The organism is Cupriavidus sp. C2SS-8b (assembly GCF_057073745.1).
On the sequence record NZ_CP172717.1, the window covers coordinates 870,064 to 890,699 of the forward strand.

At 61.7% G+C, this 20,636-nt stretch carries 19 protein-coding genes; 17 read left to right on the plus strand and 2 right to left on the minus strand.

Annotated elements, in window-relative coordinates:
* Nucleotides 1–150: 150 nt before the first annotated feature.
* Nucleotides 151–1,467, minus strand: coding sequence for a M23 family metallopeptidase (locus ACIGJB_RS20935; RefSeq protein WP_483734205.1), 1,317 nt, complete (start codon nucleotides 1,465–1,467; stop codon nucleotides 151–153).
* 553 nt (nucleotides 1,468–2,020) lie between these two features.
* Between ACIGJB_RS20935 and ACIGJB_RS20940 the strand changes: the two genes are divergently transcribed.
* From ACIGJB_RS20940 to ACIGJB_RS20960, 5 genes are all read left to right on the plus strand, one after another.
* A complete protein-coding gene (locus ACIGJB_RS20940; RefSeq protein WP_483734742.1) occupies nucleotides 2,021–3,496 on the plus strand; it encodes a flavin monoamine oxidase family protein in 1,476 nt (491 codons plus the stop codon).
* Nucleotides 3,497–4,177, plus strand: coding sequence for a c-type cytochrome (locus tag ACIGJB_RS20945; RefSeq protein WP_483734206.1), 681 nt, complete (start codon nucleotides 3,497–3,499; stop codon nucleotides 4,175–4,177).
* Nucleotides 4,178–4,212: 35 nt separating this feature from the next.
* Nucleotides 4,213–4,524 carry an EthD family reductase gene (locus ACIGJB_RS20950; protein WP_483734207.1) on the plus strand — a complete coding sequence of 104 codons (312 nt, stop codon included), beginning with the start codon at nucleotides 4,213–4,215 and terminating at the stop codon, nucleotides 4,522–4,524.
* Nucleotides 4,525–4,602: 78 nt separating this feature from the next.
* A complete protein-coding gene (locus ACIGJB_RS20955; RefSeq protein ID WP_483734208.1) occupies nucleotides 4,603–5,289 on the plus strand; it encodes a TetR/AcrR family transcriptional regulator in 687 nt (228 codons plus the stop codon).
* Nucleotides 5,290–5,478: 189 nt separating this feature from the next.
* Nucleotides 5,479–5,847, plus strand: a complete 369-nt coding sequence (locus tag ACIGJB_RS20960) for a hypothetical protein (protein ID WP_483734209.1) — start codon at nucleotides 5,479–5,481, stop codon at nucleotides 5,845–5,847.
* A 79-nt stretch (nucleotides 5,848–5,926) separates the two neighbouring features.
* Here the strand turns inward: ACIGJB_RS20960 and ACIGJB_RS20965 are convergent, their stop codons facing one another.
* The gene (locus ACIGJB_RS20965) at nucleotides 5,927–7,330 is read right to left on the minus strand and encodes a TetR/AcrR family transcriptional regulator (protein ID WP_483734210.1); all 1,404 of its coding nucleotides are present in this window, start codon (nucleotides 7,328–7,330) and stop codon (nucleotides 5,927–5,929) included.
* Between the two features lie 821 nt (nucleotides 7,331–8,151).
* Here ACIGJB_RS20965 and ACIGJB_RS20970 point away from each other — a divergent pair.
* The 12 genes from ACIGJB_RS20970 to ACIGJB_RS21025 all read left to right on the plus strand — a co-directional run bounded on the left by ACIGJB_RS20970 (nucleotide 8,152) and on the right by ACIGJB_RS21025 (nucleotide 20,632).
* Nucleotides 8,152–9,285: a saccharopine dehydrogenase family protein gene (locus ACIGJB_RS20970; RefSeq protein WP_483734211.1), complete on the plus strand. Its 1,134-nt coding sequence runs from the start codon at nucleotides 8,152–8,154 to the stop codon at nucleotides 9,283–9,285.
* Nucleotides 9,286–9,400: 115 nt separating this feature from the next.
* The gene (locus tag ACIGJB_RS20975) at nucleotides 9,401–9,661 is read left to right on the plus strand and encodes a hypothetical protein (protein ID WP_483734212.1); all 261 of its coding nucleotides are present in this window, start codon (nucleotides 9,401–9,403) and stop codon (nucleotides 9,659–9,661) included.
* Nucleotides 9,662–11,215: a class I adenylate-forming enzyme family protein gene (locus tag ACIGJB_RS20980; protein ID WP_483734213.1), complete on the plus strand. Its 1,554-nt coding sequence runs from the start codon at nucleotides 9,662–9,664 to the stop codon at nucleotides 11,213–11,215.
* Nucleotides 11,216–11,230: 15 nt separating this feature from the next.
* Nucleotides 11,231–12,472, plus strand: a complete 1,242-nt coding sequence (locus ACIGJB_RS20985) for a thiolase family protein (protein WP_483734214.1) — start codon at nucleotides 11,231–11,233, stop codon at nucleotides 12,470–12,472.
* 11 nt (nucleotides 12,473–12,483) lie between these two features.
* The gene (locus ACIGJB_RS20990; protein ID WP_483734215.1) at nucleotides 12,484–13,974 is read left to right on the plus strand and encodes an NAD(P)/FAD-dependent oxidoreductase; all 1,491 of its coding nucleotides are present in this window, start codon (nucleotides 12,484–12,486) and stop codon (nucleotides 13,972–13,974) included.
* Nucleotides 13,975–14,016: 42 nt separating this feature from the next.
* A complete protein-coding gene (locus tag ACIGJB_RS20995; protein ID WP_483734216.1) occupies nucleotides 14,017–15,306 on the plus strand; it encodes an acyl-CoA dehydrogenase family protein in 1,290 nt (429 codons plus the stop codon).
* Between the two features lie 85 nt (nucleotides 15,307–15,391).
* On the plus strand, nucleotides 15,392–15,775 hold the full coding sequence (locus ACIGJB_RS21000; RefSeq protein WP_483734217.1) for a hypothetical protein: 384 nt from the start codon (nucleotides 15,392–15,394) through the stop codon (nucleotides 15,773–15,775).
* A gap of 41 nt (nucleotides 15,776–15,816) precedes the next feature.
* Entirely contained in the window at nucleotides 15,817–17,301 is a 1,485-nt protein-coding gene (locus ACIGJB_RS21005; protein WP_483734743.1) for a flavin monoamine oxidase family protein, read from the plus strand.
* Between the two features lie 10 nt (nucleotides 17,302–17,311).
* A complete protein-coding gene (locus ACIGJB_RS21010; RefSeq protein WP_483734218.1) occupies nucleotides 17,312–17,980 on the plus strand; it encodes a c-type cytochrome in 669 nt (222 codons plus the stop codon).
* 41 nt (nucleotides 17,981–18,021) lie between these two features.
* Nucleotides 18,022–18,699 carry a hypothetical protein gene (locus ACIGJB_RS21015; RefSeq protein WP_483734744.1) on the plus strand — a complete coding sequence of 226 codons (678 nt, stop codon included), beginning with the start codon at nucleotides 18,022–18,024 and terminating at the stop codon, nucleotides 18,697–18,699.
* A gap of 668 nt (nucleotides 18,700–19,367) precedes the next feature.
* Nucleotides 19,368–20,201, plus strand: coding sequence for a phytanoyl-CoA dioxygenase family protein (locus tag ACIGJB_RS21020; protein ID WP_483734219.1), 834 nt, complete (start codon nucleotides 19,368–19,370; stop codon nucleotides 20,199–20,201).
* A 17-nt stretch (nucleotides 20,202–20,218) separates the two neighbouring features.
* Nucleotides 20,219–20,632, plus strand: coding sequence for a RidA family protein (locus tag ACIGJB_RS21025; RefSeq protein ID WP_483734220.1), 414 nt, complete (start codon nucleotides 20,219–20,221; stop codon nucleotides 20,630–20,632).
* Nucleotides 20,633–20,636 lie beyond the last annotated feature (4 nt).

The following is a 20,636-nucleotide window of genomic DNA, read 5'->3' on the forward strand; positions in this document are numbered from 1 at the left end:
TCTGGCGTCTGCGTGCAAGAAGCGACGGCAGGTCAGCCGGAATCCGCGTCACAAGGAAAGAATACGCGCTGCTACTGACGCTGCAAACCGGCCTGCGCGGGGAGGCCGCTGGTCGACCCGACGAGTTGGTAGTGCGTCACTTCGTGCAGATCAGCCGACGCTGGATGCCACTTCCATGGCGCGCAGGATATGGATGCGGCTCAGCGCGTCGCTCGCCTGGCGCAGGAAGCCCTGGCGGGCGCGCCCGGTCAGCGTGACGGGTTCCATCAGCATGACGCTCAGCGGATTCTGCGGCACGTCGTTGAAGCGAAGCTCGTAGTGCAGATGCGGACCGGTCGCCCAGCCGGTCTGGCCGACGTACGCGATCAGCTGTCCCTGCGCGATGCGCTGGCCGGTCTGGATGCCAGCGAAGCCCGACAGATGTGCGTAGTACGTCGAGTAGCCTTCAGGATGCTTCAGGATGACGATATTCCCATAACCGGTCTGCTGGCCGACAAAGTCGACGGTCCCGGCCGCTGTGGCGAAGACCCGAGTTCCCGTCGGCGCGGCAAAGTCGACGCCCTTGTGCTGGATCCATTGGTGGTGCAGCGGGTGGTTGCGCCAGCCGAAGCCCGACGACAAGCGCGAGAACTCAACCGGAGAGCGGAGAAACGGGCGCGCCATGCCCCGTCCGTCGAAAGTGTAGTAGGCCCCGGTGCTGCGGCCATCTGCGCCGTCGTACCACAAGGCCTGGTAGAGCTGGGCGCGGTTGACGAGTTCGACTGCCACGACGCGGCCGTTGCGCACCAGTGCGCCATCCCGGAATCCCGCTTCATAGACAATGCGAAAGCGATCGCCCGGAACGATGTCGTGCTGGAAGTCGACCACGCCCGAGAAGATCGAGATCAACTGCCGTACGATGTCGTCGGGCACATTGGTGGCGTCCATTGTCCTGAAGAATCCGCGCGCCGTGATCGCGCCGGAACGCATCTCGTAACGCAGTTCGTTCCTGACAGCCTGCAAGTTCGCCTCGAAGGCGGACTTCTGCGAGCCGCCGGCCCGCCGGATCACTAGTTCGCGCGAAACGGTGGCGTTGCCGTCAACGGTCGCTCGCAACGAGACCAGCAGGTTGTCCTGGTCGACCTCTGCCTGGACAACCTCGTCCGGCTGCAGGTTGAAAAGGGTGTGCGCCGCCGCATCCCTGGCAATGAACTGCTGTGCGTCGGGATCTTCCACGCCGAGCCGTCTGAGCAATGTGGGGATCGTGTCGCCGCGCCGCACGCGCTCCTCGTGGATGTAGGTGGCACCCGCATCCGCCAGCTTTTCGAGCTGGTCGCGTACGTCGGGCATTGGAATGGCATCCAGCCGGCGTGGCGCACCCGGGTCGTGGTAGGCGCTGTACGGCGCCACGCCCATGGCTGCCGCCATGCAAAGCGTGAGGACTGCCGCCACGCCGGCGGTCAGCCAGGACGGTGTGTATCCGCGCATATCCCATCTCCTGTCTGACCCGCGCATCTGGCCAACGACCCTTGCTGCGATGTCGGACCCTATCGAGCTCCGATCTCCCCGCGGTCAGGTGACATCCTGACGAGGTAACTGGCAAATGCCGGGATGTCTTCGTTCGACAAGATGGCGCCAATGACTCGACTTGACCCTCTCCGGCATCGGTGAGGGCTCGAATTCTGGCAATTCCATTGTCAAACAGGAAGACAAAGATAGGTCATAATGACAAAGTACGAAAAAAGAGAAACTGGGGTCTTCCCTGTGGGGGGATGGCCAGCCCGGCCGCGAACCGGAATGGAGTCGAGGCGTGGCTGGCTCCCTTCCGATGCAATGCAAATTGTTGGAGGAATCCTTTGTGCTCGCCTCTTCGCTTGTGACTAGTCATGACAGGGAATACCCTGTCTTTTTCTCATTCCCTATATTTGCCATACTGACCTAACTTTGGTGTTTGGTTCTACTAATGGAGCGTTCGATTCAGTCGAACTGAACGTGCTTGACGAGGAACAATGGAATGAAGAACTGCGAGGCATCGAGCGTGATGCCGGAAGGCCAACCGGAGATACCGGGCCGGCGTCAACTCCTGCGCATGGCAGCCGTGGGCGCCGCGTCGCTGGCCGCGGCAAAGGTCGTGATGGCAGAGGGGTCCGCGACGGCATCAGCGGATCGGGGCGTGCTGGACGTCGCGATCATCGGCGCAGGCCTGGCGGGGCTGACCGCCGCGCGCGATTTAAAGCGGGCGGGTTGCGAATCGTTCGTCGTTCTGGAGGCACGTAACCGCGTTGGTGGGCGTACGTACAACCATGACCTCGGGAATCGTGTCATTTCCGAAGCGGGCGGCCAGTGGATCGGCCCCGGCCAGACGGCCATTGCCGATCTGGCGCGCGAGCTTGAAGTCGATACGTTCCCGACCTTCTACGCGGGCAAGACCACGGTGCTGGCCGGCGATAGCCGGGTGGCGCAGGATTTTCATGGCGGCATTGGCACCGACGAAGCGATTGGCGCCAAGCTTGCTGAGCTGGCGCGCGGTGTGCCGTCGGGCGCACCGTGGAAAGCGAAGGATGCGGCCGAGCTTGACAAGCTGACGTATGGTGACTGGCTGTTGAAACAAGGGTTGAAGTACGAGGATGGATACTTCATGGGCCTGGCCGCGAAGCTGACGACGGGCGGCGCTCCGGCCCAGCTTGGGCTGCTGTTCTATTTATCGATGATCAACAGCGCAGGCAACAGCCTGGAACAGCTCGAATCCACCAAGGGCGGCGCCCAGGAAACACGCTTCGTCGGTGGCTCGCAGATCCTCAGCATCAAGATGGCGAAGAACCTTGGCGACAAGGTCAGGTTGTCCTGTCCGGTACGCAAGATTGCAAGCTGGAATGGTGACGTTGTGGAAGTCCACACCGACCAGGGTGTGGTGCGCGCACGCCGCGTCATTGTTGCGATGAATCCGGCGCTGTGCAACCAGGTTGTCTACGATCCCCCGCTGCCCGAAGGGCGCTCGCATTTGCAGCGGCGTTGGCCCGCGAACGCGCCGATGCGCAAGACAGTTCACGTCTATGACAAGCCGTTCTGGAGGGATGGTGGTCTGAACGGCCAGATCTTCCAGGTCGGTGGCCCTGTTTCCATGGCCTACGACAACTCGCCTCCGGACCTGTCAGTCGGCATCATCAGCGCGTTCGTGTCGCCGGGGTCGCTGCCCAGCGACCCCAAAGCCGCGGAGCGGACACTGTCGGCGACCTATGCCAGGGCGTTCGGGCAGAAGGCGCTGCACCCGAAGCAGTTCCACGACCATGACTGGGGCAGGGTCGACCCGTGGACGCTGCAATGCATTCATCCGCTGCCACCCGGCTTCCTGACGAAGTGGGGACAATTCCTCCATCCGTCGGTCGGCCGGGTGATCTGGTCAGGCACTGAAACCGCCGACCTCTGGGCCGGCTCGATGGACGGCGCGGTGCGCTCCGGCCACCGGGCTGCGTTGCAGGCGCTTGCCGCTCTGGCTCATCAAGGCAAGGTGGCGTAAATGAAGCGGATCCTGATCATCGTCGCCATCGTGGCGATTACGGCAGCGGTTGGCGCGGGCGCGCTTTACGGACGCGATATTCTGGACGGCATGCAGTACGAAAAAGCCATGGCCCAGATTGGTGAAACCGACAAGGCCAATGCGGGCTCGTGGCCACAGCCGCACGAAACCTGTTTTGTCTGCCATGGTCCGCGCGGACAATCGCTCAACGCGTGGTATCCGGCGCTGTCGGGCCAGCCGAAGGCATACCTCGCAGCCCAGTTGCATGCGTTCGCCAACGACCAGCGGCCCAATCCATATATGGGGCCAATTGCCAAGGAGATGTCCGACGCGCAGATCGATGCACTCGCCACCTATTTCGCTCGGCAAGTGCCGACGCGGAATGAAGACGTTCCCGCCGACGCGAACCTGCAGCAACGCGGGCGGGCCCTCGTCCAGGCGCGGAGCTGCCAGGCTTGCCATGGCGAGAAGCTGATGGGCAAGGATCAGGCGCCGCGTCTGGTGGGGCAAGGGGCGGATTATCTTGCGAAGCAGCTTGCCGACTTCAAAACGGGCGCGCGCAAGGATCCGACCGGCGCCATGAACGGCATTGCCGCGACATTATCGAGCGACGACGTTCCCGCGGTGGTGCGGTACCTGGCGAGCGTCTCGCCCGAACGCGATGTCGCTGCAAGCCGCTAGCCGACGACCATCTTTACCTGAATGGAGCAACAACAATGATCAAAGTCAGCGTGTTTTACCCGAATCACGACGGCGGCACTCTCAACTTCGCCTATTACCTGGACGAGCATATGCCAATGGTGCGGCGTCTGCTGGGAGACGCATGCAAGCGCAGCGAAGTCGAGGAGGGGCTCGCCGGCGGCGCGCCCGGACAGCCGCCGACCTACCGCGCCGCCGCGCACATGTATTTCGACTCGGTGGACGCGTTCCAGTCTGCATTCGGGCCGCACGCGAACGCAATCCTTGCGGACGTGCCGAACTACACGAACATTGCGCCGATGCTGCAGATCAGCGCGGTACGGGCGTAATAGGTTGTTGTCAGGTGGCGTTGTGCAAACGCGGCGACGCGCTATCATTACGCCTTTCGTTAGGCAAGGTGTACAAACATGACGGAGACAACGAAGACGCCTGTTGCGCGGCGCACCACCAGGAAGCGTCAACCCTCGAGCGAGGCGCTTGCGCGAGCCGCTCCCGAAGGGTTGCGGGCCCAAGGCTTGCGCACGCGCAATGCCATCGTCCGCGTTGCCAGAAAGCTGCTGCTGGAAAGCGGCAGCCTGGAGTTCTCGCTGCGCGCCGTCGCCCTCGGTGCCGGGATCAGCATCAGCAACCTCCAGTATTACTTTCCGACCAGACAGGCCGTGCTGCGGGCGGTCATGGCGCCGATCATCGACAGCTATATCGAGGACCTGAACCGCGCGCTGGAAAATGGCGCCTCGCCACGCGAATCGCTCGACGCACTGCTGCAGAAGGTGCTCAGCGATGCGAGAAATGCCAAGGACTCGGCGCTGTGGTGGCACTTCGTTTCTCTGGCGTCGACCGATCCCGAGTGTGCGCGGATGTTCGACGAGTGGTATGACAAGCTGACGCGCGGCATTGCCGAACTGGTGCGTGGCGTGAATCCGAAATTCAAGATGACCGAAAGCCTGCACACTGCCTCGCTGCTCATCGCCCTGGCTGACGGCCTCGCGCTGCAACTCGGCGCGGGACGGCACAAGCGCGACTACCCGCGCGGCCTCGACGCCGCATTCCGGGCGACAGTCAATCGTCTCGTGCTGGGGGGCGAAGTCAACTGACGGTGGCAGCGAGCCGCAGGAAGGGCGAAACGCCGCGCGGCGGACTTACAGAGACAGGGAATACCCTGTCTTTTTCTTCGCCTTAATGTTTGGCAACATGACCTATGTTTTGTAACGTGTTCTAATTAACGTGTGGCCGGATCCGTGAAGCACGCTGGTAAACGCACGTTTCCTCATTGACAAGCAGCCATGACGACAAATTCCAGCGCGAGTGCAGCCGCATGGGGGCGGCACCCCGGCTCCAGCGAACTGCTCCACCGGATCCGCGCCTCGGTCGCCCGTATTCGCGTGGATGCCGCAAACGGCGCCGGCATCGAGCGCCGCTTGTCGACCCTTCTGAGGCACGCGCTGGCCGCGGGATCGCCTTTCGAGATCGCGTTGGTACTGGGGAGCGCGGCCGAGCTCATGTTGTTCCCGGAACCAGACGTCCTGGAGCGATGTACAGCCGCCGTTCAACAGGCCGACCAGCAAGCACTGCGCGGGCTCGTCTGGGCTGTCAGGCACAGAAGCATGAGAAGCGGGACGGGCGCTCGGAGGTTCGCGCTCGACTCGCAATGAGGCACAGGAAGCAGCGAAACACCATGGTGCCCATCCTCAATGGCCATCAGGGCCAGTCTTGGTCGGTGTGATTTGGAAGTCAATCTTGGGCCGGACTGCTTATGGCAACTTGTCCATGTGCGATCCGAGCCGTCATCGCCACGATCAGCTCGAATACGCGGTCCAGGTTCACAGGTTGTGTCTGCGAACCAAACCTGAGCGTCGACGCACCGTCCACCAGTGCCGCGATGAGTGTCGCGCGAGCGAGGCACTCACGAGCGGTCGCCGAGGAATCGATTTCCCGGATGAGATCAGCGTAGCCTACCCGGTAGGCTGCATAGACGCTTCGCACAATTTCACGTGTGATATCCGAATGCTGGGCCAGCGCAAACATCTCTGCCCAGAGTCGATACACCGCAGGGTCACAGGCTTCTTCGAAGACTTCTGCGGCGATTTCAATCAGACGTTCCCGCTCCGGTTTGCTGCTTGGCTTGCCAATTTCCGTGTAGCGGTCCAGATAAGCCTGCCCCAGCGCGCCAATGGTCGTGCGAAGCAGGTCATCATAGGTCGGAAAGTAGTTCTGAAGAGCCGACGGCAACATCCCGAGTTCTTTCGCCACTCGCGCCAAGGTGAAGTTTGCATAACCCTCCGTGGCCAACAGGTTAGCGGCGGTAGAAATGATCTCGTTGATCTTGAGTTCTCTGCGCTTCCCTTGAGCCGTCGGCCGGTAAGGGAGGGCGCTGTGAGCCGATTGATGCGACCGCAGCTCTAGTTGTGCCGGTCTGCTGGCGTGAGCACCACGAAGATGGGAACGACGACGAGGCGCTTCGCTATCCAGGGTCTGCGTCGAAGCGCTCACAACCATTTTTACGGTGCGCTTCGCCAGGCGAACGAACTCGACATAGTCTCTTCCGGGGTAATCGCCGTGGGAGGCGAACATCGTCATACCTTCCATCTGGGCGACGATCACGGCGGCGCGCAGCAGGCACGCTTCGCTAGTCAGCGCCGGGTGGAGTTCTGCCAGCAACTTTGCAAAAATGCCGCGAAACCGTGCCTGCATATCGTTCAGCAGTTCCTCCGCATAGGGTTCATGCGAAGAGAAAGCTTCGATCTCGACCATGAACTTTGGTAAATCGGTCTCGTTGATGTTCTGAAAAATACGATTAATCAGAGCAGTGCAACGTTGCGCAGCGCCAATTCCCGGGCGATTCGCGATCGCCGTGTAGTCCTCTATCACCTGGCTCACATAGGCCAGGAGCGCTGTGCGCAACAGTTCTTCTTTGGTCCGGAAGTAGTACTGGAGATTGCCAAGCGTGATACCAACGCGATCCGCCACGCGGCGTGTCGCGAACCCGGCATAGCCATCATCCTGAAATACCTGGCGGGCGGCATCAATAATCTCCCGGATGCGCAGTTCCCGTTTTCGTTGCGTTGCAGACTGCATGTCGGGTTTTGCTACCTCGAAATGGTCAGGAAGCCCTTGCTTGACCGCCCTCTGTTGCACGTTGGTTCTCCAGAAGCTCACACGAAATTGTCTGCATTATAGGTCATCCCGACGGAAGGTCGAGACGCCGTGGCAGTTCTTCTTTGCTTGCGCGCATGCTTGTTGAACAAATTTTCGCGTAGCCGACTCGCACTCCGGTGCCCGGCTCCAACGGATCTGGAGCCGCACCTTGCCTTCATCTGATGCTCCCAAGCCATGGATTCCAGCCGATCCATGGCGGTCCCGGCGCCGGAAGCGCTTCCGACGCGGCACAACGGGCCCTATGGCCGGCGAGGCCGGCTCGATTCGACATCGTTTGCGCAGGGTTGGGTTGGTGTTTCCCCTAACATCGATCACCTTGAAATTAGGTCAATGCACCGCTACTATTTGGTCACGAACACGTAATATGTAGGTCATGGATACGTGTGAAGAAGCATGATCATGGGCCCCGATTGGGGATAGGGGGGTTGCTTCCCTCACCCCACGATATTCCAGCGCATTCCGGACAGCTGGAGGCGTGTCGCCCATCGAAGGAAAGCTGCCGGGCAGAGAGGCACGCAGTCGGATCGCAAGACCAAGAGATCGGGCAGAAGAGAATCGCTGCCTTTTCATGTTGTTCTCATATTTGTAATTTGTCCTATGTTTGAATGAACGTCCTACAAATATGAATGCATGAGAAGCGCAGAACGAATGGCGGACCTGGAGGGCAGAGGGGCATCGCCGCTCCTGGTCACCCACGATGAGAACAGGCGTAGACCGAGCGACACGCAAGGCAGCTCCCCGCATCGGCTCACGTTTGACTAACCCTACCCCTTAACAACTGAAGTATCAGGAGACAAACAATGGCAAAGCATCCTGTCGTCATCTATGGCGCAAGCGGTTACACCGGCATGCTGATCATGGACTGGCTGATCGACCAGAACATCCCGTTTACCGCTGTGGCGCGCAACGCAGGCCGGACAAAGGAAATGATGGCGCAGCGTGTCGTGCGCCTCGAGTCGGCCAACTACGAAATCCTTGAAGCGGAACACAACGTGGATTCGCTCGTGAAGGCCTTCCAAGGCGCGAAGGTCGTGTGCAACACCGTCGGGCCGTTCTCCAACTTCGGACTGGTTGGGGTGGAAGCGGCGCTCAAGGCAGGGTGCCATTACCTCGATACCACCGGCGAGCAACAGTTCATCCGCCAGGTGCGCGACCAATTTGGCGAGCAGTTCCGTCAGGCCGGGTTGCTGGTGTCGCCGTCAAACGCGTACATGTACACGTTCGCTGAAATTGCCGCCGAGCTGGCGCTTGAGACGCCCGGCGTCGATGCACTGGAGACGGCGACCCTGGCGCGGGGTCTGCGCGGAGTGGGCGCCGGCGTGAGCGTGGGCTCCACGGCCACCATCTTTGAAAGCTATCGCCAGGAATCCAGCTATCTGTGGGAAAAGGCGCTGGTGCCGCATGACAAGCACGCTTCGTTCAATGTCGCCTCGCCTGATTTCGTACAGCCGGTGTTCGCGCTGCCGTGGGGTGGCACGTCGCTGCCGGTGTACTTCGAGCATGACGCGCGTGTGCGTAGCTGCATCTCATGTGTGGGCTTTTACGACAGCAACGCGATGCAGATGGTGCACGGGCTCGGCCAGAAGTGGGACGCGGAGTACGCGCACCTGCCGCGCGAGCAGCAGGATGCCGTGCTCAAGCAGCTCGTCGATTCCGTGACGCCGTCCATGCCGCCGCGCGAGCGCACTTCGATGCATCGCACCGTGGATTTCGCCATCGGACGCGGCCAGCTCGCGGCGGTGCGGGCGACGGTGCACGGCATTACGCCGTATATCGCAACCGGGGCCATTCAGGCTGCCGGCGCCATCAAGCTTATTGACGGCGATTCGGCCAAGGTCGGCTTTGCCTCCGGCTCGAAAGCGTTTGGGCACCGCTACCTGCTCGGCTTCCTGGAGCAGCGTGGGCTGGCGCGCGCCACGATCTCGCAGTTGTAACCGTCTCTGTCATGCGGGCCCGACCTGATCGTCGGGCCGTAGCTGAACACACGAAGCACGCCCCAGGTGCTGTCTTTGGGGCGGCGCCGAAATTCAGTTGAAGAAGGAGTTCGCCATGCGACTCAAGCACCTTGGTATTGCCGCAGTGATCGTGGCGGGCGGGCTGGCATCAGGCGGCCCATCGACGCCGACCGGCCGCATCGGTACGTTCGAGTTGGCGGCACAGGATTCGCACACAGACGCCGGCACCGATGGCGCCGATTCAGGCCGCTTCGACCCTTACACGCAAGGCCAGCGCGCGGGCCGGTTCGACCCATACACGGACGGCATGGGCCAACCCGGCACTGACCTGTTATGGCTCCAAAGGAACACGTAAATGGCAATCATTGATTTTTTTGACCGTGGGTGGCGCATCAATCCCCACGGCATCGCCTATATCCAGGGCGAGCGCAGCTTCTCGTTCCAGGAGATCGGTGAACTCTCGTGCCGCGTCGCCAATGGACTGCTGGCTGCCGGGTTGGAAAAGGAAGCGAAGGCAGCGGTCTGGGCCGACAACGATGTGGTCGGTTGGGGCTGCGCACTCGGCATGTGGCGCGCGGGCATCGTGTACATCCCCGTGAACGGGCGCAACGCACCGGCCGAGAACCAGTACGTGCTCGACGCCTTCGACTGTGAAGCGCTGTTCTTCACGCAGGCATTCGCACCGATGCTCGAAGAACTTCGCTCCAGCCTGCCGATGGTCAAGCTGTGGGTGTGCATTGACGCTGAACTGCCGTGGGCGCCGTCGCTTGCCACATGGAGCGCGGGCCAACCTTCGACCATGCCGCGCGTCGAGTACGACATGGATGACATCGTCACGCTGTCGGCTACCGGTGGCACGACGGGCGCGCCCAAGGGCGTCATGAACACGCATCGCGCGTTCCAAACCTACTTCGCGCAGTTCATGATCGCGTTCCCATATGGCACGCAGCGCCCGGTGAACCTCGCCGCCGCGCCGATGACGCATACCGCGGGGATGATGTCGCTGCCGTGTACCGCGCGCGGGGGCACCGTGGTCGTGCTGCCGAAGCCCGACCCGGTGCTCCTGCTTGCCGCCATTGCCAAGCACCGCGTTACTGAATTCTTCCTGCCGCCGACGGTCATCTACCGTCTGCTCGATATCCCCGGCATCGAACAGCAGGACTTCTCGTCGCTCAAGTACTTCCTTTACGGCGCCGCACCCATGTCGGTGGAAAAGCTCAAGCGCGCGATCGAGGTGTTTGGTCCGGTCATGGCGGGAGGCTATGGGCAGACCGAAGCCGCGGCATCGATCTCCAACATGACGCCGGCCGAGCATTTCGTCGACGGCAAGGTCGCATCCGATGAGCGGTTGTCTTCGGTGGGCCGCCCGAACCCTCTGATCCGCGTCGAGATCCTGAATGACCGGGGCGAGGTGCTGCCGCAAGGCGAGACCGGTGAAATCTGCGTGCGCGGCGACCTCATCATGAAGGGCTATTACAAGGCGCCCGACAAGACGGCCGAGACGATCGTCGACGGGTGGCTGCACACCGGCGACATCGGCCATCTCGATGCCGACGGCTACCTGCATATCACCGACCGCAAGAAAGACATGATCATCAGCGGCGGCTTCAACGTGTACCCGAGCGAGGTCGAGCAAGTCATCTGGGCGCACCCGGCGGTGCAGGACTGCGCGGTGATCGGGGTGCCCGATGATAAGTGGGGCGAAGCGGTGAAGGCAGTGGTGGAACTCAACGCGGGCCACACCGTGAGTGCTGAAGCGCTCGTCGCGCTGTGCAAGGACAAGCTGGGCTCGGTCAAGGCGCCAAAAAGCGTGGATTTCGTGGCCGCGTTGCCGCGCAGCACGGTCGGCAAGGTGCTGAAGAAAGACCTGCGCGAGCAGTACTGGCAAGGCCAGCAACGCAAAATCTGAGACGAGCGATCAACGATGAGCAAGATCTACATTGCCGGTGTCGCCATGACGGTGTTCGGCCGGCACCTGGAGCGCAGCATCGAAGACCTCGCGGGCGAAGCGCTGCGCGGTGCGTTGCAGGACGCCGGCTGTGGCGCCGATGCGATTGGCACGGCCTACTACTCCGGCATGACCAATGGCCAGCTTCAAGGCCAACTGTCGATCCCGGGCCAGGTTGTGTTCAGCAAGATCGGTCTGGAAGGTATTCCGGTGTTCAACGTCGAGAATGCCTGTGCCTCGGGCAGCACCGCCGTGCATTTGGCGGTGCAAAGCCTGAAGGCTGGTGTATGCGACGTGGCATTGGCCATCGGCGCGGAGAAGATGAACGTGCCGGACAAGGCGAAGTCGTTCGCGCTGTTCGAGGGCGGGTGGGACGTGTCCCGCGTCGAAGAAAACTTCGCCAGCCTGATGCGGCTGGGTGAGGGCGTCGAGCCACCGCCGGGGTCCGAATCCGACCGGCCCTACAGCCGTTTCATGTCGGTCTACGCGGCACTGTGCCGGTATCACATGAAGACCTACGGCACGACGCAGCGCCAGATCGCCGCGGTCTCGGCAAAGAACCACGGGCACTCGGTGCATAACCCGCTTTCGCAGTTCCGCAAGCCGTTCACGATCGACGAGATACTCGCGGCGCCGCCGATCACCTATCCGATCACGCTGCCGATGTGTGCACCGATTACGGACGGGGCCGCTGCGGCCATCCTCTGTACGGAGGATGGGTTGCGCCGCATCGGCGCCGATCGCAAGCGTTGCATCCGGATTGCGGCAAGCGTGATCCGCAGCTTCACGCATCGGCGCATCGACGAGCCGGAGAAGAACATTGGTCGCCTGGCCGCGCTGCAGGCATACGAGCAGGCCGGCCTGAGCCCCGAGGACATGGATGTCGCCGAAGTTCACGATGCTTCGGCCATGGGAGAAATCATCCAGGCCGAAAACCTGGGGCTAGTGCCGCTGGGTCAAGGTGGCCCGGCAGCCGAGCGAGGTGATTTCACGATCGGGGGACGCATCCCCATCAATACGTCAGGCGGGCTGGAATCCAAGGGGCATCCGCTGGGTGCTACAGGTATCGGCCAGCTCCATGAACTGGTCACCCAATTACGCGGGGAAGCTGATTCACGCCAGGTGCAAGGCGCGCGGCATGCGATTCAAGAAAACGGTGGTGGCTTCCAGGGCATCGAAGAAGCCGCGCTGGCAGTGCACATCTTGAGCAAGGATTGAGGGAGTTCGAGATGACCAAGAGTCTCGATGGCACGCAGTTAGGGAAGACCGGGCACGCTGGCATGACCCGGCGCATGTTCGTGAAAGGTGCGGCGGCCACAGCGGTCGTGGTGCCCGCCATTGCGGCGATGCAAAGCCCCGGGGCGGAGCCGGTGGAGAGCGCCAAGGAGACGGCCGACCTGGAAAAGTATCGCGCGCTGGGTGGATGGGTGGAAAAGCCCGACGACATGCAGCCCGCGCTGGAGGGCGATGTCAGTGCGGATGTGGTCATTGCCGGCGCCGGCTTTGCAGGGCTTTCCGCTGCACTGGAGCTCGCCAGGCAAGGCGCGAAAGTGATCGTCCTTGAGCGTGAGTTTGCCGGCTTCGGCGCGAGCGGGCGCAACGCCGGTTACCTGGGCGGCGGCATCGCGCTCGAGTACGACCTGTTCCTCAAGGACGTCGGTCAGGCGCGCGCGAAGGAAATCGTTCGCTACTACGAAGATGCCGTCCCCTTCGTTGAGGGCAAGCTCAAGGAATATGGGATCGACTGCGACTACAACCCGTCCGGGCTGATTCGCGCGGGCATTCATCCGTCACAGGAAGAGAAGGTGCGTGAGGGCATACGGGCCAGTGCGGAGTTTGGGGTCCAGTCGGTGTTCCTGGACGAAGCCCAAATGCGGGCACGGGGCATTCCCCCGGCGTTTCTGTTTGGCGAATACACGCCGCGCGGCGGCACGCTCCACCCCGGGAAGTACGTGATGGGGTTGCGGCGCGCTGCCCTGCGTGCGGGCGTCAAGATCTACGAGAACACGCCACTGCTGTCTTACATCGAAGGTCCCGTGATCCAGGTGAAGACCCCGCGAGGCAGCGCGAGCGCTCCGGTGCTGATGCTCGCAACGAATGCCTATACCCCGCAGCTTGGCCTTCTTGCGGACAAGGTGGTGCCTTTGCGGGTGTCGGCCATCGAGACTGAACCGCTTTCCCCCGCGCAATTGAAATCGTTGGGCTGGGCGCGACGCGAAGGTGTCATGACTGCGCATTGGGTCATGGAAAGCCATCGTGTGACGGCCCAGAACACGCTTCTGGTGACTACCAAGCGACTCCGCTATCCGTACGGCTCGAAGACGCCGAATGTGCCCGACTACGACCAGTACCGCGAGCTGAGGACCGCCATGCGTGACCGCTTCCCGACCTTGAAAGACCTCGCTGTGCGGGCGTGTTGGAGCGGCTATATCAGCTTCGCCAACGATGCTCTGCCGGTGGTCGGCACGACGGGATCGAACCAGAACATCTTTTACTCAGCCGGGTGTTCCGGGCATGGCGTGGCCGCCCAGTCCATGGTCGGTCACATGATCGCCCAGCGGATTCGCGGTACCGAGCCCCCGCTGCTGGCGGCGGTGCGTCACGAAACGCCTTCCACATTGCCCGAACCGCTCCGGTGGTGTGTGTTGAAAGGGGCGTTGGGTGGGGCTGCCGCCATGGACGACTGGGTGAACCGCAAGGCGCGCGACGCTTCAGCCTGAATGCGAGCGCTTTAACTGCACTATGAAAAGGAGGAGCACAACATGATTCGCCTGAAGAAGAACGTGGAGCTGCCATCGGTCGGCCTGACCGGTTTCGAAACGCCGCTGAGCGAAGAGGAAACTGCGATCCAGAGCACCGTCCATCGCTTTGCGCGTGACGTGCTGCGCCCCATCGGCCGGGAGCTTGATCGCCTGACACCCGAGGAAGTGATTGCCCCCGGGTCTCCGTATTGGACGGCCATGATCGAGAGCGCCAAGCTCGGGCTCGATCCGCAACTGATTGCGCAGTTCCCGCCCGAAATGGGCGTACGGATCGAATCCATGATCGGCGAAGAACTCGGCTGGGGCGATTCTGGCCTGGCCGTTTCGCTTGGCGTCGCGGGGATGCCGCTGATGATGGCTCACACGGTCGGCAACCAGGAACTGATCGACATGTGTACGGGCAAGATCGGCTGCTGGGCGAACACGCAGCCCGACCGCGGCTCCGACGGCGCGATTCTCTACCGCGAGGAAATCAGTGCGCACGGCAAGCAGCCGGTCGGGAACGTCACCGCGAAGGTTGGTGCCGATGAAATCGTCATCAACGGGCAGTACTCGTCTTGGGTGTCGAACGGTTCTGTGGCGCAGGTCGCGCTCGCCTACATGGCGGCGGACTATGGCGATGGTTTCTACGGCACCGGGGAGAACGCTGCCCAGACAAACGGCATCGGCATGATCATTCCGCTCGATCTGCCGGGCATCTCTCGCGGCAAGCCGCTGGACAAGATTGGCCAGCGCTCGCTGCCGCAAGGCGAGATCTTCTTCGACAACGTCAAGGTGCCGAAGCGTTTCGCAATCGCGCTGAAGGACGACTACCTGGGCAACCTGACCCCGGCTTGGTCGTTCGGCGGAACGCATATGTGCCAGGTCTTCACCGGCGCCGCGCGCGCTGCGTTTGAGTTGGCGCTGGCCTATTGCCACGAGCGCAAGCAGGGCGGCGGCTTCCTCATCGAACACCAGATGACGCAACTGCGCCTGGGCGAAATGCTACGCCGGCTGGAGATGGCGCGCGCCATTGCTCGCCGCAGCCTGGCATTCGCGCGGATGTCGCCGCAGACCCATCCTTACGCGACTGCGCAGGCCAAGGTCAGCGTGACCGAAGAGGCGATGAAGATCACGCACGAGGCGTTCCAACTCTTCGGCGGCAACGGCACCACGCGCGAGTATCCGATCGAGAAGCTCTTCCGCGACGTCCGCTCCGCGTTGATCGAAGACGGCGAAAACTACCACCTCACGATGCGGCTGGGCCTGCTGGCAAGCCGCCTCTATCAGAACGGCTGGACAAAGGAGTAAGCGTCGCGCTGGAGTGCGGGCAGCCGCATCCGCCAGGAAGTGACCACGCCGCGACTGACAGGGTATTCGCATGGGAGACGTTGTCATGACGACATGTTCCGGCAGCGCGGCGGCGTCCTGGGGGCGACAGCCCACCGCAAAGGAAATGCTCCACCTTATCCGGGCGTCAGTGGAGAGCATCCGCAAGGATGCGGCGAACGACTTGCTGACGGGTGGTGCCGCCATTGAGCGATGCCTGTCCGGCCTGCTGCGGCAGGCCCTGGTGACGCGTTCGCCGTTTGAGATTGCGTTGGTGTTAGGGAGCGCGGCGGAATTCATGTTGTTCCCAGAACAAGAGGTTCTGGAGCAATGCACCGCTGCCGTGCAGATGGCCAATCAACAGACGTTGCGCGGTCTGGTCTGGGCTGTCCGACACCGTAGCATCCGAGGCGGTCGAACAGCCCGCAGGTTCGCGGTCGACGCTCAATGAAGCAGAAGCAACAACAGGTTCATCGCAGTTACGGAAACAACATGTCAGAGAAATCTCCCCCCAACACACCAGCCAACCTGCCGCGCAGGCAATGGCTGAAATATGCCGGCACCGCGGCCGCCGCAGGTGGCTTGGCCCTACGTTTCTCGCAAGTTAATGCTGGTGCGGCCGAGTCTGAACAGACATCGGCCGGCGTGATTGACGTCGCCATCATCGGCGCGGGGCTGGCGGGCTTGACGGCCGCGCGCGACTTGCAACTGGCTGGCTGTCATTCCTTCGTGGTCCTCGAAGCGCGGGACCGCGTAGGCGGGCGGACGCTCAACTACAACATCGAAGGCGGCTACGTCTCTGAAGTCGGCGGCCAGTGGATCGGGCCCGGACAGACCGCCGTGGCCGATCTCGCCCGCCAACTAGAGGTCGGTACGTTCCCGAGCTACTACGAGGGAAAGACTGTCATCCTGGGCGGCGATGGCCGGGCGGAAATCGATCTAAAAGGTACGCTCGGTACAGACGAGGCGGTCAGCGAAAAGCTCAGCCAGCTGTCGCGCGACGTGCCGTCGGGCGCCCCTTGGAAATCGCAGAAAGTCGGCGAACTGGACAAGCTCTCGGTGGGGGATTGGCTGGGAAAGCAGAGCATCAAGCCTGAGGAACAGGTCGGTTGGAACGCAAGTATCACCCTGTCTGGTGGCGCAGCACCGACCAAGATGGGGCTCCTGCATTTCCTGTCGATGATCAACTCGGCCGATTGCGACTACACGCAGCTCGACAGCATCAAGCACAGCGCGCAGGAAACCCGCTTCGTGGGCGGCTCGCAGATCCTCAGCATCAAGATGGCTAAGCAACTGGGCGACAAGGTGCGCCTGTCGACGCCGGTGCGCGAGATTTCCGGTTGGGACCGCGATGTCGTGACGTTGCGGACGGACCATGGTGAGGTGCGTGCCCGCAAAGTCATCATGGCGATCCATCCGGCCCTGTGTAACCAGCTGCAGTTCAACCCGCCACTGCCGGAAAAGCGTGCCGCCTTGCAGCGTGCCTGGCCGGCGCATTCGCCCGCCCGCAAGGTGGCCATGGTCTACCGCCGCCCGTTCTGGCGTGACAAGGGATTGAATGGACACATCTTCGGGGTGGGTGGGCCTGTCATCTGGGCTTTTGACAACTCGCCTCCGGGCGGCGAAATCGGGGTCATTAACGCCTTTATTGTGAATGCACAGCTTCCGTCGGAGCCGGACGCGGCAAAGTCAATCCTGACCGAGCTCTACGCCCGGGCATGGGGGCATGAAGCCCTGTCGCCGGTGGCCTATCACGATCAGGACTGGAGCCGCGACGATCCCTGGACGATCACCTGTGTCTCCGCCATTCCGCCCGGCTTCTGGAGCACTCACGGTGAAGCGCTGCGCCCGTCGTGCGGCAACCTGATCTGGTCAGGGACCGAGACGGCGGAGATTTGGGCCGGCTACATGGATGGCGCGGTGCGTTCGGGACATCAAGCCTCTCTCCAGGTGCTCAATGCACTGCGTCGAGCATAAGGGTGCAGACATGAAGAAACGCATTGTGATTGGCGTTGCGGCCATCGCGGCTATCGCGGCTGTTGGGGCGCTCGCTTTTTTTGGTCCGGATCTGCTCGGTCTCTATCGACTGGATCGCTTTGTCGACGCGTCTGCCAAGGCGTACGAGGCTGACGGCGGGCCGTGGCCGCACGTGAACGACACCTGCTTCATATGCCATGGCGCAAAAGGCAACTCGCTCCACCAAGGCTATCCGAGCCTGGCGGGGCAGCCTGCCACCTATCTGGAGACGCAGCTCCACAATTTTGCGAGTGGCGCGCGACGCAATCCGAACATGGGGCCGCTGTCGATGACGATGGACAACGCGCAGATCAAAGACCTGGCGGATTACTTCTCCAAGGTGCCGCCCGTCGCAAACCACTACTTCAAGCCGGATGCGCAATTGCGCGCGAAGGGGGAGCAATTGGTGGCGGGCGGGAATTGCGCGTCATGCCACGGCGCGCAACTGATGGGGCATGACCAATTCCCCCGCTTGGCCGGTCAAGGCTATGACTACCTCGTCGCGCAGTTCGACGCGTTTGCCTCCGGTACGCGCAGCGAACCCACCGGCATGATGAAGCGCATTGCCGACGGCGCTTCGCCAGAAGACCGCAAGGCAATTGCTACCTATCTCGCGAGTCTTGAACCGAAACAGCCTTGACGTATCAAGCTCAATTAATCACTGGCATTGGATTTCAAATCATGGATCTCAGGTCTCTCATTCTTATGTTTTCCAGCGCCTTGCTGGCGTTGAGTTCGTTTGTCTTCGGCTGGAAGTTTGTGAAGAAGCACAACTATCTGCTGGGGATCGAGATGTGGGTTGTTGGAACCTCTGCGACGAATGCCGTAGGCTACTTTGCGACGGGGAACGCGACTTCCTACGAAGTGGCGCATTTTTTCGATGCGTTTTCCCGGGGCTTCGGCCTGCCGCTCATCGTGGTGGCGGGCATGATGGTCATCACGCATGGATATAAACCGTCGATCCGCCAGGACGTGCTGGCGTTTGTGGCTTCGTTCGCGGCCACTTGCGTTCTGGTCTGGGCGCCCTTTGTTCAAGGGGTATTGCCCTACTACTACGTGGTGATGTGGGGGCTGCTCTCAGTCTACCTCGCCTTCGTCGTCAAGAGATTGCTTGATATTGGAGCGGTGTTGCAGGCGATGGCCCTTCTGGTGGCTCTGGTGACTTCCCAAGCGATCGCATGCATCTACGATTTTTATAAGATCCCCGGTGACGAAACGAACGTCGTGTTCAATTTTTATACGTTGGCGCTATGCACCTGGGCTTATTGGATGCCGGCCATTTATTTCGCCTATTGCGCTCTTGAGCGCGCAAAGGACGAGGGCATCGCTTTGAACAGGGTTGCTCGTTACAGCCACTGACATCAGAGCATGCTTTGCTCTGGCTCGGGCGCGCCTGCTCAAGTTGTGCGGCCTGGCGATGCAGCAGGCGACGTCACGCTGGTGCGCGCTTGCCGCGCGTGGCCTCTACCATCGAAGTCATACCTGCGGCAGGCGGCATGAAAGGCATGGCGTTGCCATGCCATCCCTACGCGGCGGGTAAACGCGCGGGACCGGACAGGATCCCGGTGTAGATCGCGGCCGATGTGGTGTCCCTGGACATCACGCCGGTCTGCAACATGCGCGCCACGGTGACTTTCTGTGCACCGCCACCTACTCAGACTTGCGCTGAGCATTCCCAACTACTGGGAGATCCCGCGTTTGACGACGCGGAATTCACTCGATTCAACATCGTCTGCGCCGAGGCTGAGTTGGTATTTCCCCTACCTTTCCGCATCTTGATATTAGGTCGTGTCACCGCTACGATTAGGTCATCAAAACGTATTATCTAGGTCGCCGATACATATGGATAGAAAGGCCTCCGCGGCGAATGGGTGAAGCGATGGGATGGGTTTTTGGCCGCTCGGCGCTGGGTTGGATGCCGCGTGGTTTGGGAGACGGCAGGCGGGCCGCCTGCTCCGCTTTTGCGAAAGGCGCGACCGCAAGCATTTGCAGTCAGGTTGCCAGTTAAACGGATGAGGAGATCACTGATGGACGAATTCAAGCGCAGGGCCTTCGCGGAAGATGGCGCTGTTCTCATTGAGGGCTGTCTTAACAAAGACGAGCTCGCACAGTGCAGGGAAGTCTTTGACTGGGGAATTGCGAACCCGGGTCCCATGGTGACGGCCATGTTTGACGGAACCGAATGCAGATCGCACGTCGACAATGCCAATCCCAATGCGAAGCAGCGGCTGGATAATCTCGTCGCCGAGCTGCCGTTTGCCAAGCTGCTCGCGGAACTGTGGGGTTCCAAGCACGTGTGGTACTTCGCCGAGGAACTCTTCCTCAAGGCTGGCGGCAAAGCCGCACGCTCTTCCTGGCATCAGGACACTTCGTATTTGCCGTGGGCGGGCAAGCATTGGGCCAATGCCTGGATCAGCTTTGAAGCCGTACCGAAACGCAACGCGCTGGAGGTCATTCGCGGATCGTATGTCGGTACACGTCATGACGGCACCACGTTCCTGGACCCTAACGACCCGACGGACCCGCTGCACGGCGGCGATGTGTGGCCGCGCATGCCCGACATCGAGGCTGAACGCCGTGCCAACCCGGGTGCCTACGACATCATCTCGTGGGCCACGAATCCGGGCGATGTGCTGCTGCTGCATCCGGCCTCATTGCATGGCGGCGGAGGAACAGATGCTGATTTTCCCGATCGTCACACGCTTGTGCTGCGCTTCTTTGGCGACGACGCCACCTTCAGTCCGCTGCCTGAGAACAGCCGCTCGGGCTACAGCACAGCGGGTTTTCTGTTCGTCGAAGAGCTCTCGCATCTCAAGGCGGGTGATCCGTTCAGGGCTCCGTGTTTCCGTCAACTCATCTAGGCAAAGAGGTTCAATCCATGGCAACGAACAACACACGGCAATCCATCGTCCCCGCCCCATTCCAGTCGTTCTACGACGCCTACCACTTCTCGCCGGCAACGCGCGTGGGCGACATGGTCTGGGTGTCCGGCCAGGTCGGGATCGATGCGCAGGGCAAGCCTGGCGAGGGGATGCAGGCGCAAGCCCAGATCGCGTTCGAGTGTTTGAAACTCGTTCTCGAGGAAGCGGGCGCCAGCTTGGCCGACGTCGTTGAACTGACGACCTTTCATCTGGATCTTCGCGGCGAGCTCGCGGAGTTCACGGCAGTCAAGGACGCGTACTTCCCCAACCGCTATCCGTCCTGGACGGCCGTGGGCGTCACGCAGCTGGCGCTGCCGGAACTGCGCGTGGAGATTCGTGCGGTGGCAGTAGCGGGGTCCGGCAAGGAGTGACCAC

What these genes read in the sequence shown, in the direction of transcription:
- ACIGJB_RS20935 (WP_483734205.1), bottom strand. Translation starts at nt 1,467, where the DNA reads ATGCGCGGATACACACCGTCCTGGCTGACCGCCGGCGTGGCGGCAGTC.
- ACIGJB_RS20940 (WP_483734742.1), top strand. Translation starts at nt 2,021, where the DNA reads ATGCCGGAAGGCCAACCGGAGATACCGGGCCGGCGTCAACTCCTGCGC.
- ACIGJB_RS20945 (WP_483734206.1), top strand. Translation starts at nt 3,497, where the DNA reads ATGAAGCGGATCCTGATCATCGTCGCCATCGTGGCGATTACGGCAGCG.
- ACIGJB_RS20950 (WP_483734207.1), top strand. Translation starts at nt 4,213, where the DNA reads ATGATCAAAGTCAGCGTGTTTTACCCGAATCACGACGGCGGCACTCTC.
- ACIGJB_RS20955 (WP_483734208.1), top strand. Translation starts at nt 4,603, where the DNA reads ATGACGGAGACAACGAAGACGCCTGTTGCGCGGCGCACCACCAGGAAG.
- ACIGJB_RS20960 (WP_483734209.1), top strand. Translation starts at nt 5,479, where the DNA reads ATGACGACAAATTCCAGCGCGAGTGCAGCCGCATGGGGGCGGCACCCC.
- ACIGJB_RS20970 (WP_483734211.1), top strand. Translation starts at nt 8,152, where the DNA reads ATGGCAAAGCATCCTGTCGTCATCTATGGCGCAAGCGGTTACACCGGC.
- ACIGJB_RS20975 (WP_483734212.1), top strand. Translation starts at nt 9,401, where the DNA reads ATGCGACTCAAGCACCTTGGTATTGCCGCAGTGATCGTGGCGGGCGGG.
- ACIGJB_RS20980 (WP_483734213.1), top strand. Translation starts at nt 9,662, where the DNA reads ATGGCAATCATTGATTTTTTTGACCGTGGGTGGCGCATCAATCCCCAC.
- ACIGJB_RS20985 (WP_483734214.1), top strand. Translation starts at nt 11,231, where the DNA reads ATGAGCAAGATCTACATTGCCGGTGTCGCCATGACGGTGTTCGGCCGG.
- ACIGJB_RS20990 (WP_483734215.1), top strand. Translation starts at nt 12,484, where the DNA reads ATGACCAAGAGTCTCGATGGCACGCAGTTAGGGAAGACCGGGCACGCT.
- ACIGJB_RS20995 (WP_483734216.1), top strand. Translation starts at nt 14,017, where the DNA reads ATGATTCGCCTGAAGAAGAACGTGGAGCTGCCATCGGTCGGCCTGACC.
- ACIGJB_RS21000 (WP_483734217.1), top strand. Translation starts at nt 15,392, where the DNA reads ATGACGACATGTTCCGGCAGCGCGGCGGCGTCCTGGGGGCGACAGCCC.
- ACIGJB_RS21005 (WP_483734743.1), top strand. Translation starts at nt 15,817, where the DNA reads ATGTCAGAGAAATCTCCCCCCAACACACCAGCCAACCTGCCGCGCAGG.
- ACIGJB_RS21010 (WP_483734218.1), top strand. Translation starts at nt 17,312, where the DNA reads ATGAAGAAACGCATTGTGATTGGCGTTGCGGCCATCGCGGCTATCGCG.
- ACIGJB_RS21015 (WP_483734744.1), top strand. Translation starts at nt 18,022, where the DNA reads ATGGATCTCAGGTCTCTCATTCTTATGTTTTCCAGCGCCTTGCTGGCG.
- ACIGJB_RS21020 (WP_483734219.1), top strand. Translation starts at nt 19,368, where the DNA reads ATGGACGAATTCAAGCGCAGGGCCTTCGCGGAAGATGGCGCTGTTCTC.
- ACIGJB_RS21025 (WP_483734220.1), top strand. Translation starts at nt 20,219, where the DNA reads ATGGCAACGAACAACACACGGCAATCCATCGTCCCCGCCCCATTCCAG.